Genomic DNA, 13,831 nt, shown 5'->3' on the forward strand with positions numbered 1-13,831 from the left:
CCGCCACGCAGAATTTGAGCATCGATTGCTGCGCCAAGGCGGTTTGCCATGCTTACTCACTCTTTCTCTGCCGCTGTTCTCGCCGTCTTCGCTACTGGAGCGATAGCGGCAGACGTACCCGCGGCCGCGCCTGCTGATCCCCTGGCTGGGAGTTCGTTCTACCAGGACAAGGAGCGTGGGTGGTTCTGGTATGAGGATCCGCCAGAAGAGACTGTTCCGCCGGTGGAACCTGAGAAGCCTGATCCACCCAAAGCGCCGGAGTCTCCGAAAACTCCTGAACCAGCGCCGGCTGCTGATCCAGCCCCTGGTACCGTCGCGTGGTTGCGCGTGATGCTCCCAAAATTACGGGACCAGGCGATTGACAATCCCACTCGCGAAAACATGAGCGCGTATTACTTTGCTCAGAGGTTAATGCTAGATAAAGCGGAGAGGTTCTCGCGCAATTCTGTTGAAACTATTCGTAATGATCCGTTCCTCGATGAGGACATGCGTTATCCAGCTTCAAACGCGGCAGCTGACGCCATATCCACCGAGTCTGGAAAGCAACGCGATCTACTGATGCGCGAAATTGCAAAGAGATCATCTCTTGTATTTTTCTACAAGGGATCGAGTTGCGTCCTATGTGATCAGGCAATAGCCGCATTTTCGGCACTAGAGTTTAAATATGGGTTCTCCGTCCTTCCGATTTCTATGGATGGCAATCCGCTGCCTAACGGCAAATATCCAAAAACGAAATATGATAACGGGCTTGCCAAAAAACTTGGTGTGATTACCGCTCCAGCCCTAGCCATCGCAATCCCACCCCATGATGTAAAAATTGTAGCGTTCAGTACCGTGTCTATGGACACGGCAATAAGCAGAATCTTAGTTGCAGCTAAGGATTCCGGGCTAATTACTGGTGAGGAATTGGCTGCAACTTCACGGGTAAATACTGTCGGCCTCATCGATTCGGCTTCTTTGTCGGACCTTCCTCCGGATGTAGTAAACAATCCATCAGAGTTTTCAAAGCGTGTGCGGGAAGAAGCGCGCAAAGCATTCATTAAAAGTGTTGGGGGTGAGTGATGAATCTAAAGCGGCTCGCTGTTTTGGTGGCTATTTCAATGTTCCCGATAATTGGTCAGTGCTCAATTCAAGAGCAGGTTGATCAAATGTTTAACGGAATGATCAATACAACCAAGCCTGGTGCTTATCAAACCGCATCGAGGGGCGTTGTTACGGGCGGGTCGGTAGTACTGAGGAATCGAATCTCAACGTCAAACTTGATCAGCATTACTCCTCCCAGCGCTAAAGCTGGATGTGGCGGTATTAATCTGTACTCCGGTTCTTTTTCATTTATTAATGGCGAGGAGTTCGTGGCACTGATGCGGAACATCGCTGCAAACGCGACTGGGATCGTATCTGGCTTTGCATTTGATCTCGCTATTGATGCAATGGATGCTCAAACTGCAGGTGTCATTCGGAACCTGGCGAATAAGATCCAGTCCCTAAATCAGATGTTCTCGAATAGCTGTCAAATTGCCAGCGGTCTAATTACTGATGCAAAAAAGGCTTATGAAGAGTCTTCAGACTTATCATCGGCGATCAGTGCCTTCGGTAATAATGTGGCTACGGACTTCTTCAGTGCAAAATCTACCGCAGATGATTCACCTGCCAACAGACTGGTCTCTTCCGGGAAAGCAACTAATTGCAAGGACGTTGGCAATGTTCTGTGGTGTGCCATGCAGAAGACAAGCTTAGCTTCTCAGATTCTGTTTGGAAGTGATGAGAATGCCGAGTTCATTATGTCGATGGTGGGGTCTTTCATAATTACACCAGCAACAGACGAGAAGGGAGGGAAGAACTTCACAGTCAACCCTCTCCCTACGCTCATCGGCAGCGATGGCTTAAAGATCTTCGTAGAGGGTACTAAGGACGCAGGTTATCAGGTCTACCGTTGCGATTCGAACGATAGCGGATGCACGAGCCCAAATATTGCAAACATGTCTACCTTTACCGGACTCTCCACACGGATTGTTGCAGACTTACAAAATAATCAAGTTCTCGAGCATATTGCGAATGGCGTGCTGTCGCCGGGAGATGATGCGCATATCGGCTACCTTGGTTCTAGCCGTATCGGTGTAAACCTCGTCAGAATCGTTCAGAAGAGCGGGGCGCAAGCTGGTTACGACTATTTGAATAAGTACGCGACTACGATCGCAGCTCAGTCGAGTTATAACCTAATTGTAATGCTACTTGGCGTTGCGGAAGCAGGAGTTACGAGTTCAGATATGCCCAACGCAAAGCAGAACCTTAAAAGTCTGCGATCCGCCAGGGCTGACATCAGAAGCCAGTACGACCAGTACATCCAGGTGAGTCTTAAAGATAAAGACGCCGACGCTGATGCATCCAGCATGATGGAGATGAGCCCGCCCGACGATGGTGGACACTTGTATCAAGGGTCGAGCAATCAGAGCAGTGGCTCATAAGGGGGAAGCATGGATTTTACAATATACACTGCGGGGAGCTCCGAGTTTCTCCAGATAATGCTCAATTCATGCGCCATGCTTACCGGCAGCGGTTCAATAGATGATATGGCGCGTATTGGCGCTTTGATGGGGGTTTTGGTTATCGGTTTCCAGGCAGGCTTCAAAAACCAGCCGATTCCTTTTCACGCAGTTGGCATCATGCTAATTGGTTACATGTGTTTTTATGGTCCCACTGCGACTGTTATTGTGCAAGACACTACGACTGACCAGGTTCGTGTTGTTGATAATGTTCCGCTTGGGCCTGCATTTGTTGGATCAGTTTTTTCGACTGTTGGTTACAGAATCTCTGAGCTGGCTGAACAAGCAAACTCAACCCCTGGAATGACACGTTACGGTCTTTTTTCGAGTCTGACTACACTTGCACGCGTGCGAGATGTGCTAAGGAATCCGGTTGCACTTGACCAGTTCCAGAACTACAAGAAAGGCGCGGGATGGGACTTGGGCCGGTCGTTCCAAGAGTACATGACCTATTGCAACTTTAATCCAGTCTTCCTCCGCAATAAAGCATCTGTGGATCAACTACAGCGCGCCGGAGATGTAGCATCGCTTCTATCAAACACTTCGGAGGCGCAATCGGTATATTTCTATGACTCCCCGAGTCCTTCTTTGAAAACTTGCGCTGAAGCCGGTCGTTTGCTTACTGCTGCACTTCAAGATGTGCTTCCTTCTGTCTTTGAAGATATCATGCAGAAAGGCTTTAGTGATGATGTTCATTCTGGGAAGCTTGTCAACTTCACCCAAATGCAAGGTGAGATCGATAATTCCCTCCAGTCCTTTGCTTTGTCTAATAAAAAAGCGTCAGAGTATGTTGCTGCTTCGTTGATTCAGCGGTATTTCAATCAGGGCCGTGTTGATGCACTGAACCATTGGCAAGAGCGGCGTGCAGCGATGGCACTTCAGCAGTCGCTCAGCCAACAGGAGATCCAGTGGGCAGGGAAGGGGGATAGCTTCAAGTTCTATATCAAACCCATGCTTGGCTTCCTTGAGGGATTGGTCTATGCGGTTGCGCCGTTCATGGCGTTGCTTCTGATGATGGGTTCGAGGGGGGCAATGACCCTGGCGAAGTTCTGCGCATTGCCGCTGTCGACTTCGCTCTGCATGCCTCTGCTGTCGGTGGTGAATGCGTTCACGCTTTGGTATGCCGGCGCCAAAATGGAAGCGATATTCAACGGGTACGACCCGATCTCCACGGGCTTCGCTCAGATGCAACTCTTGGACATCGACCAAGCCATAGGCTCAGCCCTTGGCCTGGGTGGTTACCTCGCGGCTTACACTCCCGCAATCGCCGCATCGATCGTAGGAGCTGGAGCCTTTGGCATGACTGCGATCATGTCGGGTGCGACCTCTGACACTAAGTTCAACAGCGAGGATATGACCCCTCGGACTCAGCGGCCTTCTCCAGTTATGGCGACGGAGGCAGTCTACACAGCCGACCAGGTTGGCAAGGGCGTCAGCGTTACCGGTGCGACACAATTGGCCGAAACGATCAGTGGGCAGCAAGCGGCTTCCGCCTACGTTCAGAGCTCGAAGAACGCCTCGGTAACCGCGACCGAGAACATGCAGCGATCTCTTCAAAGCGCGATTCAGCAATCTGCACAGACAACCACGGGTCAGCAGAACCTCGCATCGCTGGGACACCAGGTGGCGTCGAGCCTGAATCTTTCGCAGAACTCCCAGTTCACCAATGCCGCGAGCCAGCTCAAAAGTCTGGGATTCAATGAGAATAAAATTGCTCAGGGGGTCTTCGCAGCCAGCGCTGGAGCGGCGGCGCCTTTGGGCTTGGCAGGCGCACGTCTTGAGGATTCCGAACAGTTCCAGAAACTGTCATCCACTCAGCAGCAGCAAGCCCAACAGGCCTTTACCCAACTCACTTCAGCGGTGCAGGCAAGCTCGAACGACCAAACCGCCTTCAACGCTGCAGACTCGTTCAGTCGCTCTTCCCAGGCGAGCGTAAGCCAATCGACTGGTGAAACTCTCAGTCAGTCCATCGGGCAGGCGCGTCAAGCGCAGGAAACCTACTCCCGGGCTTCGAAAATGGAGAATGTTTACGCTGCGAGTCAGTCATTGAACCTCAAGCAGGCAGCAGTAACTTCGCTGCTTCGTGGAGAGTCTCGTGCGGAGTCTGCCCAGGCCCTTGCTGAGATTGCCGGCCAAACCGAAGGAGGGCGTGCGGCGTTTAATACGGCGATGGCGAGCGCTTCTATCCGCGGGCTCTCGACCGATAGGGAAGAGCGTGTTGCCATGGCTGCAATACGCGCGTTGAACCAGGACGGAAGGCTGGGTGACTTGGTGAGCTCGAAGATGTCGCCGTTCGACTTCTCCATGGCTGCCGTCAGCGGCAACGAGAGCTCGGGGCTGACCGAGACCTCAATCAGTACAGGCAACCTGCAGACCAGGATGAGTCAGCTAGACGCCGGAGCGTCCGAGGCTTTCCGTAGTAACCAGGACATGACCAGATCTGGCCTCACTGACATGAAAGAGAGTGGCCCCCTGGTCGTCCAGGAGGCGCGCGACGGTGCGATCGACAGAGTCAATGAAGAAAGGGATATGTCGAACGAGCGGATGAACGCGCTGCAGGCTGACAATCCGGTACCAGTGAACAAGATCGCCGTGGCGTCCACCACACCCGTGCATGATACCGCTGAGAGTTTCGCCACCAACGGACTCGACGCAGTTGGAATGGGGATGACCCAGTTGATCGATAAGGCAGTTGGAATTACCAATACAGACCCTAAAAGCGAGTACGTGGAATCTGCTAAAGACTATGTGAAGAACCCAATGGAGCTAAACGGCGTCATGGTAGAGAAGGTGGCAGAGACGCTGGGGGTTTCACAAGATAATCCTGTTGTACAAACGACGAGTAGCTATCTAACACATCCGATTGACTCCACATTCACCGCTCTTAGACAATTATCTACGCCAATAACAACCGCACTCGAAACAGTGAAGGCTGCTTCTGCGAAGGAACGCCCGCCGAAGATCGATTAAAAAAGGGGCCATACGGCCCCTTTTCTTATACAGGTCAAATGCTTTGTTTCTCGAATCGATATTTGCGATAAGCAAGGAAGAGTAGGAATACTATTGCAGCACTAATCATTCCTTTATATTCAATGTAAGTCGCTGATTTTCCCGCAAGTGAATAGATCGCACTAACGACGTTGTTCATCACCTGGCCGGCAATGTAAAGAATAAGAAGGAGAAGTAGCTTCTGGCCAGGGCTCCTATGCACAGGGCGCTTTACACCATCCCAGTTGGACGAAAGGCAGAACGGGCAAACTGAGTCGATCGGGTGGCCAGCACCGATGCGACCACCCCATTCCCAACCGACATAAATGCCTCGGCTCCTGACTACCTGCGGCACCATGTGGTGTCCGCAGCAATGGCAGAGCACGGTGGACTGGGTCATGAGGCGGTCTCCTGATATCGCTTTGATGTCATGATCGCATGGGGTTCACTGAATCCCAAATCAATCAACGCCAGGTCTATGACAGGTTAGGGCGATTGCCAACGTTGCTCATCTCGGTCAGTTCATTCGCCAAAGCCCGACAGTGAGGGGGGCAGGGACTGCAAGAGGGGCGCACTGGCCCCAGCACTTGAGCTAGTGCTATTCAGACCTTTCCTTGGTCGGGCTTGCCTTTGTCAGTGACTGCACCATATGCACTTGGCTGGCTTGAGTACAAATCGAGCGTTGATCTCGCTGCAGCTGGAGCACTCCTGCATCAGGATCTCCCCAGACTTTATCGCATTGCTCAACTGGAATGCGTTCGTTGGGCTGATGGTGTCGCCCTTGGGCACATTCAAGGCATCGCAGATTTGCTCGTACTCCCGATGGGCAGCCATCAGGGCGCGGACGTTTGTTCTCCGCAACGGATCGTGTGCTAGCAGCCTGTAGATTGTGAGGTACAGCAAGCTGTGCATCGGGTACTCAGCGAGTGTCGTTTCTGGGATTTGAATTCGCCCGCTCTGTGACTGCGCCCCGGGTACTCCGCGGGTGATGTTCCGCTTGAGCTTCCCGGCGTCCTCAGGGGACATCCCTGTTGCCAGCGCGACGAGTTTCGGCTGGATGCGAGCTAGCAATAGCTCGCGCGCGATAGATTCGGTTGGAATGGTGGGCCCGAAGTCCTGCATGCGGCCGCTGCCATCCGGGTTCTTTTTCAGGAAAAATCGGAGGTCCCCGAGAAGCACCAGGGTCGTATCGTGGATTTGGTCTCGGGCGGAATTTGGATTCAGCCGAAGCTTTCGGACAGGTGACCGGATGCTGATGGTGAACCCACCGGATCGGATCAGCATCAGCCGCTCCTCGAAAGACGAGGTCTCCATCAGGCGAAACGCTGTGTCGTCCAAGCCAATGGCGCTAAGAGTGTTGAAGCTATTGTGGCGCGCGAAGTTGAAGAGTTCAGTAAACATGGTCAGACGAAGGCCGAGATTGAAAAACTGCTTGTCGTCGAGGTGCGTATTCCCCACGCTCAGCGTTTCGTACTCGATTCGGTTGATCGACACCGGCAGTGCATCCAGGGCTTGTAGCTTGGGAGGGCTCGCTACAACATTTGTGAGCCAGACAATATCATCCTGACGATAGCGCTGCTGCATCAGCACCAGCTTGAATGCAGCTTCATCCTGAATTAGCCATCTGACCGCCATTTGGACCAGGGTTCGGTTGATCGTAAACTTCATGCTTAGTTGTCCTTATTTCTTCAGCATTTGAATAGATCGCCAGATGGCAATTACATCTTGAGCGTACAGGCGCGCATCGAGCTCGCGGGTGGGATTCATCGTGTGATAACCGCCGATGGCAAGCTGCATATCCGCAGGGTTTGCAGATATTGACTCACAGAGTATGGCTGCGCCTACCTTTATATTTTCCACGGGATTGAGCAGAGCACTAGCATTTTTCACCCGGCCACAGTTCCACCTGCAGTTTATCTGCATGATACCTATATCAGTCAGCTTATCTTCCTGTAGGTATCTGACGAGGAGAGCCTCTGCTTCACCTTGGGTTTTAGGGTAAGCAGGACCACTAGGGCCGTTTCTTAGAGCGTAGGGCTGTGGGGATATTAGGCCTTTCGCTACCGCGCCGTGCGACTCTTTCAATGCCAGCGAGAAGAGTAGTTCAGGCTCAATCTTGCACGGAGCGCTCAGAGCTGCTCGCTCCCAAACTGTTCCCTTGAGAGTGAAACCTATCGACTCGCCAAATGCAGGTGTCAGCGCTGAAGTGCACAGCACTCCTGCTAGCAGCATTGCCTTATGGCTTCTGAATACCGGCATCCCTTATCCATCCCGCTGGCTTCTTCGGCTTATGCGACGTGCTCGCTGGTTGTACTTCCTGTGATGTACCTGGAGGTTGAGTAACGTCACCAGGTATTCCCGCACTCTGAGTACATTTGCTGAGGTACATAGACGCCATTACGATTAACCGCTTGGCACGGTACTCGGGCGGAATGTTATCCAAGTGCTCGTACAACTCTTGCTCCGCAGGCGTTATTCTGCATTGAAGGCGCATAATATTTCCTTGGCCGGCGCGTCCCTGCGCCATGAGATTAGTCTTTTGCCAAACAGGCAAATCCGTCCGCATTACTGCGAACGCTGTTGTCGGGTTTAATGACTAGCGCTTCCGGGAATTCACTACGAGCAAATCGTTCATAGGTATCTGCTCCACCACCGCCTAGAACAACACAGTCGACAGTGCGCCCGCGCAAGAAGCGCAGACCTTGTTTGATTTCGGTGAACACACCTGGAATTACGCGATCTGCTGCGAGACGGAGGTAGTCGTCAAGGAGAACCTTTTGTCCGAAGAGGTAGATGTAGTCATTTCCAGTTTGGAGTGCATGCTCGATCTTCTCAACACCAGGCACGCCACCGTTATCCTTGGCGATTTCTTCGTTGCAGGCGTCAAGAAGTACAGACATAGCTTTCAGGCTACTTCCACTGGATTTCGCCACCAGTTCCTGATGGTCAAAAACTACCCAATCAACACTGAAGAACCCAGGATCGATTACGAGGGTGAGGGATTGCTCCAGTACGGCGCCGTGCGCGGTATTGCAATAGATGTCAGTGAGTGTTCCGAGTGGCTGAGCAACCACTTGCACATGTTCAACTGTAATTTCGCGTTTGAGAGACACTTTATGGCGACCAAGCATCCGGCTCCGTACTTGTTCGACGTAGCTATCATCACGCGCTTGGCTTACGGGAAGCCCGGTCACAAGCCTGTGGATCGTGTCGCCATCCTGTGCGGCATGCAAAAGCGATGCTTTGAACAATGCCTCATAAGCATCCGTTGCCGTGTAGTCCTCGTGAAGCTCTCTTCCTTCTTGAACGCGTCCCGGAGAAGCAAATGCAACCCACTGTGTATCGCCGACAGTAACAATTACCTCACCAGCCCGAAGGCCCGCATCACCGGGTAGACAGGTCAAAGGCGCAGCCTGAGCGGGGCCTTGAAAGGTCTGAAACTCGGATTCGCCGTGGCCATACACCCCGATTACGTTGCTATAGCCGATATCGAGGCCAAGGAATCTCTGCATCTGGATCTGTCCTTCAGTTGATCATGCGACGGAATGCCGTTGGATGACGGCGCAACACGCATCACTTCGTTTGGAGTTCCTGGCTCAACTGCTAACCAGGTGAGTCACGCAACAAAGCTGCGACGTTTGACGGCGATGCAGATGTTGGCGCCCAAGATTCCGTCTGAAAGGCTTTTTCCAACCAAAAAGTGGTAAGAAAAAAACCTATTTCTGTTCTACCACGGCAAAAAATGATCCCAAGCCAAGTAGGAGATCGCTTTTGTCATCATCACCAAGCACAACCCCAGACCCTGTTGCCGTCGTCGATCAGCTGTACAAGCAGCTTCGCGAGCAGGCCGAGGAAATGCGTGACCAGTTTTTCCAGCGGGCGCTGGCGCTGCAGGTTGATAAGAAGGGGCACGTACCAATCGGGATCGCTGTACTGGAGCCATCCGAGAACTCGTTTGCAGCGTATTGGGTCCGGATCTTCATCTCTGCGCAGGGGCGGTCGGTGCGCACGATCAACAAAGGGATTGGCTTCAAGTACCCAGTTGGAGCGTTCAGTTTCGTCAAGCAGCCGCTGAAAGGGCTGGTGCGTGCTTATGAAATGGAGCTCGCGACACTGCGGCAGCTTGCCTCTGAAAACCGTGCCCTTCGAAAGTCGCTTCAAGCTCATCATGGGAAAGTCACCAGGCAGGTTACACAAGCCTCGTTCCGCAGCCTGGCCGAGGTGCCTGACGCGCGATCCGAGTAGCTGACATGACGTCAGCCTTTGTCGTGATCCCATGGAGTCAAGTGCAGCGCAACCCGCAGAAATACGGGCGTCAGCCATCCCAGCAGTCATCAAGGGATAGCTGAACATGATGGCTGAGTCGGGCGTAGGTGTTCCCCCGCTCCGATAGAGATCTGTGCCGGGGCACTAGGTGTCAGCCATATCTGGAGGCATCAGCCATAAGCAGGTGTTTTAACCCATGCTGCTATGCGAAATGAAGGCCCAGACTTCCATAGATAAGAGATGGAAGTCTGACTGTGACTGACACCGTGTCGCGAAGCGAAGAACAACTTGAGGCCGGTTTTCCTTCGAATCACGACCCACGCTTTCGGGCTTGGGTTTCGGATACGCAGCGGATAATTGGCGTGGGGCTGCCAGTGCTAAGGGCCCATGCGCCAGGCAGGAATGTGATGCGTCGGCTTACCCCCTCTGACTCCCACTGAGGGCGAGGGAAAGCAATTCAACCGGAGGAAGGATTTGGAGTTCCGCAAGCTGGAGGGGGGGAAGTACTTCCCCCCGATACTACCCAATGGGGAGTTTTTCTCCCTGGTGCCACAGAGTGGACGCGTGATGAGGATATTCAGCGTCACCGCCGACGGGCTGTTCGCTGAGGGCATTCATCTGCTGTGGTCCGAGATCGAAGGCACGAGCTTCGTGGGCACCACATGCCGCATCAACTCCCGGAAATATGCATCCGCTGGATTTTCATTCAACGTCGACGCCTGCATGATCCAGAACGAGTCAGGGCTGAAGTCGGACTTCGTTCAAGGTTACCCGGTAGGGTACTGCCTCTTAAACAGGATCACTTTCGAAGCTCAGCGGATGAGATTCAACTGACCCGTGTCGCGCAGTGAAGGGGCGTGTAGTTCGTAGCAGGAGTTAAAGAAAAATCATCCGTGATCTCCTCTAAGCCGGCAGTTCAGAGGAATAACCTGTGCCTCATATGTCAGCTAATCCGTCTTACTCTCCACCTTGGCTCCTGATCGGCTGTGAAGTCGATGCCATATCTGAGAACGTAAATGACGGGTGACCGGTCGTAAACTCCTGTGACGCGATAGATTGGCATTCCGGATGTGATTTTCTGGTGCGATTTATCTCCGTTTATCACCAATCCACTCCAAATATTGTTAAGTGTCTCAGTGCCCTTTACCTCTAAGGCTATGACTATGTCGGCAGTGGTCACTACCAAGTCTGCATCGTCAAGGTTGTATTGAAACGTGCAATCCGGGTAAAGAGACCGGAAATGAATCTCAGCAATCGCCATTGCCAATTTTCCAGTGTTTGAGCTCTTGCCGCGTACCAAGTCGCGCTGAATGGATGTGAACTGTTCATCCGTCAGGTGTAATTCAATACGCTCCATATTCATGCTCCATTAGTAATGTGTATCGGATGTGATTCGGGTGGCTTTCTTCCGCCCACAGGGTCTTTCACTATGCCGGAATCTGTAGTTGATAGAGTCCAGGCTAAGCAGAAATCTTTATTTTAGCTGTTGCTACTGGCAATTTAACAGCAGAAAGTACGCGAGTGCAGTCAAAGAAAACCTATCGCCATCATTGGCTTTGAGGAGGGCAAATGCCACAGACGTTGCCTTGGGTTTGGAGAATACGGATTCGTTGGGAGGGTGATGAGTCGGAGTGTATTCACCTTTGTGCCAGAACGGACTTAGATGGTTTCATCTATACCGAACCGAGCGGAATGTACTTCAATCTTGCGTCAGAACACTCTGGCCCGGAGTCCGCTCTGGCGGCTGGTAGGCAGGAGTTGTTGCAACTGAATGGCATAGCTGTAATAGAGCGCGTGCGAGGCAGTTGGACGCTTGCCGGACTGGAACAGTCTCGAAATGAAGGTCCACCCACTAGCTACCTCTGTCCCAAGGGGATAGAGGGTACCGCCTATGGACGTCCAACTATTTGCGCTCGTGGTCCCGATGGGACAGTTACACCACCGTTGCCGCAGTTATACCGGCGCTCCACGAAAGAGAATCAATACTTCGCCAAGGCGCTGCGTCTGCTCAGTACTCTCCAGGCAGATGATTGGGCGACGCTTTTCAACGTCACAGAACTCGTGCAGACGGTCGGGCGCACCACTCTGAAATCTTGGGGGGTGATTGAACATTTTGATCGCATCGGTTCTGTCGCGAATAACGCATCCGCAAGCGGCGATAAAAGCCGCCACGCCATTCAGAGACATGCCAAACAGGTGGAGCCGATGGATTTTGGTTTGGCGAAGGAGCAGGTCGTTTCGGCTGTTAAGCGGTGGGGACGTCATCTGGAACAAGATGAGCTTGCCGACGAGGAGTCTTGAACAGCCGGAATCCGTAGTCGATGGTCTTTTGACGACTACAAATTCCGGTATGGATCTGTATTTGTATCGAAGACTTGGCTTACCGATTTCGGGCCAGCCTGAGGGTGTTTACTGTCTCTACGTTGCATCTGGCGGAGCAGTCCAGGGCTTTATTCAGGTCCATTCCTTCTTGCTCGGGTCCCACTGGCCTTGGTGGAGCTCCGGACGTTGGGAGCCTGCTATCACGGGACCAAAGAACTGGCGTAGGTCGGACAATAGATCCTCGAATGGCGACGGTGGGTTCACCTGCGGATTGAGGCGCAGATAGCCCTGCCACTGTTGGCCGACGATCTGAACAAAATCCGGACTGAGGCCAACGGGGATACCGGTAGGAATTGTTGCGCCGCGGCGCTCAAATGTCCCGGAGATCGCCCGGATCAGAACTGGCATGTCCAGCGGAAATGTTCGGATGATCACCCAGATATCGAAGTAATCCTTAAGCCTGCTGTTGATCGCGCCGAAACGAACCATCGCCTCGAATTTCTCGGCGATTACTGTCGCCTGCGGGTACATCAGGATGCGAGCTTCGGGCAGTCCTGGCAGAAGACCGGGAAATCTTTGCGACTTTGGCGCAGGGTAAACGTGGTCCCCAAAACCGATATCTACCTGCACTGTGACCCTGGCGGTGTGGATTTGCCCTTCCACGGTTAGGGAGATCCCTCGATAGTGCTCATCCTCCCTCACTGGCTGCACGGAGAGCGTTGCGGGATCGAAGGTGATGCCGTCTTCTGGTACGACGACCATGCAGACCTTTCGAAACAGCGCCAGAACCGCCTCTGGGCTGGGATCTCCATGGCCGAGTAGATCAATGTCTTTCGTCGGGCGGTACACGTGCTCGGGCCAGGTCCCATAGAGCATTGCACCCTTGAGCATGTAGCCTTCCGCCTCGGGGAGTTGGCTAAGTCGATAGAGCAGACGCTCCTGCGCATAGCGCGTCTGGACGAGGTTGAAGATATCGCCTCGATCTCTCGCGCGATTCATCAGGCGGGCGTTGATGGAGGCCCCGGGGTTCTTGATGGACCTGACGCTCATTGAAGGGCTCTCAGGTAGAGCGCGACCCGCTCAGCCACTCGATTGATTGCTGCAAACCGCATCAACTCACTGGGCGTCGCTTTTCGTTGCCGAATGGCGTCTTTCAGTGCCTCTACTGCTACGTCCTCACCCACGATTCGCCGGTGTTTGAAGCAATCCGCCACGGTTTTGGCTGGACAGAAGATTGGTACCAGCACGCCTTCGATACTGATGTGCTCGATGCCGGCGGACATCACTTCGCCGGTCGCGCGTATGAATTCCAGTCGCAGCCCCTGGGCGTTGGGTGTTCTAGCCTTATGGGGGATCGTCATCCAGACCGCGTGGGGCAGCTGGGTGGTGAGTTGGTGGTAGTGGAGGGCGCTGATTAGGCTGATCACTCCGTTGGGTACTCTACGTGCCGCTTCAGCCAGATCGTGGGCGGCGTGCTCGCCGAGACGATTTGGATCCTGATAGAGCCCCCGGGAAAGACGGAAAATATCGCCCGAATCGCAAAGACGCTTCAGGTAGACCAGCGGGATGCCGGCAGCGGTGAAATCTCGCGCGCGAACGATTCCCCTGTCTTGAACAAGGCGAAGGGCTCGTTCCCGATGAGTCAAATCATTCTGGATCATTTGTTATTTATCGTAGGCATTTACGATTATTTGTCACCAAAATATAACACT

General features: G+C 53.1%; 13 protein-coding genes. 6 read left to right on the forward strand and 7 right to left on the reverse strand.

Annotation, left to right across the window (positions count from 1 at the left end; all coding sequences use genetic code 11):
• The first annotated feature begins 48 nt into the window (after positions 1-48).
• Genes traF through GJV37_RS05980 form a run of 3 tightly spaced genes read left to right on the forward strand, consistent with a single transcriptional unit; the run spans position 49 to position 5,513 of the window.
• Positions 49-1,062: a conjugal transfer protein TraF gene (traF, locus tag GJV37_RS05970; protein WP_193452215.1), complete on the forward strand. Its 1,014-nt coding sequence runs from the start codon at positions 49-51 to the stop codon at positions 1,060-1,062.
• Positions 1,062-2,465, forward strand: coding sequence for a conjugal transfer protein TraH (locus tag GJV37_RS05975; protein ID WP_246228269.1), 1,404 nt, complete (start codon positions 1,062-1,064; stop codon positions 2,463-2,465). The genes traF and GJV37_RS05975 overlap by 1 nt, the downstream gene beginning before the upstream one ends.
• 9 nt (positions 2,466-2,474) lie before the next feature.
• On the forward strand, positions 2,475-5,513 hold the full coding sequence (locus GJV37_RS05980) for a conjugal transfer protein TraG N-terminal domain-containing protein (RefSeq protein WP_193452217.1): 3,039 nt from the start codon (positions 2,475-2,477) through the stop codon (positions 5,511-5,513).
• A 34-nt stretch (positions 5,514-5,547) separates the two neighbouring features.
• On the opposite strand, the gene GJV37_RS05985 is transcribed toward GJV37_RS05980, so the two are convergent.
• The 4 genes from GJV37_RS05985 to GJV37_RS06000 all read right to left on the reverse strand — a co-directional run bounded on the left by GJV37_RS05985 (position 5,548) and on the right by GJV37_RS06000 (position 9,043).
• On the reverse strand, positions 5,548-5,931 hold the full coding sequence (locus GJV37_RS05985; RefSeq protein WP_193452218.1) for a hypothetical protein: 384 nt from the start codon (positions 5,929-5,931) through the stop codon (positions 5,548-5,550).
• A 233-nt stretch (positions 5,932-6,164) separates the two neighbouring features.
• Entirely contained in the window at positions 6,165-7,199 is a 1,035-nt protein-coding gene (locus tag GJV37_RS05990; protein ID WP_138526994.1) for a FlhC family transcriptional regulator, read from the reverse strand.
• A gap of 12 nt (positions 7,200-7,211) precedes the next feature.
• On the reverse strand, positions 7,212-7,790 hold the full coding sequence (locus GJV37_RS05995) for a transglycosylase SLT domain-containing protein (RefSeq protein WP_193452219.1): 579 nt from the start codon (positions 7,788-7,790) through the stop codon (positions 7,212-7,214).
• Between the two features lie 272 nt (positions 7,791-8,062).
• A complete protein-coding gene (locus tag GJV37_RS06000; protein WP_138526984.1) occupies positions 8,063-9,043 on the reverse strand; it encodes a ParM/StbA family protein in 981 nt (326 codons plus the stop codon).
• 259 nt (positions 9,044-9,302) lie between these two features.
• On the opposite strand from GJV37_RS06000, the gene mobI reads away from it, so the two are divergent.
• Positions 9,303-9,776, forward strand: a complete 474-nt coding sequence (mobI, locus tag GJV37_RS06005; RefSeq protein WP_138526985.1) for a conjugative transfer protein MobI(A/C) — start codon at positions 9,303-9,305, stop codon at positions 9,774-9,776.
• A gap of 495 nt (positions 9,777-10,271) precedes the next feature.
• Positions 10,272-10,631, forward strand: a complete 360-nt coding sequence (locus GJV37_RS06010; protein ID WP_138526986.1) for a hypothetical protein — start codon at positions 10,272-10,274, stop codon at positions 10,629-10,631.
• A 109-nt stretch (positions 10,632-10,740) separates the two neighbouring features.
• Here the strand turns inward: GJV37_RS06010 and GJV37_RS06015 are convergent, their stop codons facing one another.
• Positions 10,741-11,154: a hypothetical protein gene (locus tag GJV37_RS06015; RefSeq protein ID WP_193452220.1), complete on the reverse strand. Its 414-nt coding sequence runs from the start codon at positions 11,152-11,154 to the stop codon at positions 10,741-10,743.
• 212 nt (positions 11,155-11,366) lie between these two features.
• On the opposite strand from GJV37_RS06015, the gene GJV37_RS06020 reads away from it, so the two are divergent.
• A complete protein-coding gene (locus tag GJV37_RS06020; protein ID WP_193452221.1) occupies positions 11,367-12,098 on the forward strand; it encodes a hypothetical protein in 732 nt (243 codons plus the stop codon).
• Positions 12,099-12,251: 153 nt separating this feature from the next.
• Here GJV37_RS06020 and GJV37_RS06025 read toward each other — a convergent pair whose 3' ends face one another.
• Entirely contained in the window at positions 12,252-13,169 is a 918-nt protein-coding gene (locus GJV37_RS06025; protein ID WP_138526777.1) for a nucleotidyl transferase AbiEii/AbiGii toxin family protein, read from the reverse strand.
• Complete coding sequence (locus tag GJV37_RS06030; protein WP_138526776.1) at positions 13,166-13,780, reverse strand: type IV toxin-antitoxin system AbiEi family antitoxin domain-containing protein; 615 nt, start codon at positions 13,778-13,780, stop codon at positions 13,166-13,168. The genes GJV37_RS06025 and GJV37_RS06030 overlap by 4 nt, the downstream gene beginning before the upstream one ends.
• Between the last annotated feature and the right edge of the window lie 51 nt (positions 13,781-13,831).

This window comes from Pseudomonas nitroreducens, assembly GCF_010994165.1.
GTDB classification, from domain to species: Bacteria; Pseudomonadota; Gammaproteobacteria; order Pseudomonadales; family Pseudomonadaceae; genus Pseudomonas; species Pseudomonas nitroreducens.

Coding starts and splice junctions, on each gene's coding strand:
- traF (WP_193452215.1), top strand. CDS start 49: ATGCTTACTCACTCTTTCTCTGCCGCTGTTCTCGCCGTCTTCGCTACT.
- GJV37_RS05975 (WP_246228269.1), top strand. CDS start 1,062: ATGAATCTAAAGCGGCTCGCTGTTTTGGTGGCTATTTCAATGTTCCCG.
- GJV37_RS05980 (WP_193452217.1), top strand. CDS start 2,475: ATGGATTTTACAATATACACTGCGGGGAGCTCCGAGTTTCTCCAGATA.
- GJV37_RS05985 (WP_193452218.1), bottom strand. CDS start 5,931: ATGACCCAGTCCACCGTGCTCTGCCATTGCTGCGGACACCACATGGTG.
- GJV37_RS05990 (WP_138526994.1), bottom strand. CDS start 7,199: ATGAAGTTTACGATCAACCGAACCCTGGTCCAAATGGCGGTCAGATGG.
- GJV37_RS05995 (WP_193452219.1), bottom strand. CDS start 7,790: ATGCCGGTATTCAGAAGCCATAAGGCAATGCTGCTAGCAGGAGTGCTG.
- GJV37_RS06000 (WP_138526984.1), bottom strand. CDS start 9,043: ATGCAGAGATTCCTTGGCCTCGATATCGGCTATAGCAACGTAATCGGG.
- GJV37_RS06015 (WP_193452220.1), bottom strand. CDS start 11,154: ATGGAGCGTATTGAATTACACCTGACGGATGAACAGTTCACATCCATT.
- GJV37_RS06020 (WP_193452221.1), top strand. CDS start 11,367: ATGCCACAGACGTTGCCTTGGGTTTGGAGAATACGGATTCGTTGGGAG.
- GJV37_RS06025 (WP_138526777.1), bottom strand. CDS start 13,169: ATGAGCGTCAGGTCCATCAAGAACCCCGGGGCCTCCATCAACGCCCGC.
- GJV37_RS06030 (WP_138526776.1), bottom strand. CDS start 13,780: ATGATCCAGAATGATTTGACTCATCGGGAACGAGCCCTTCGCCTTGTT.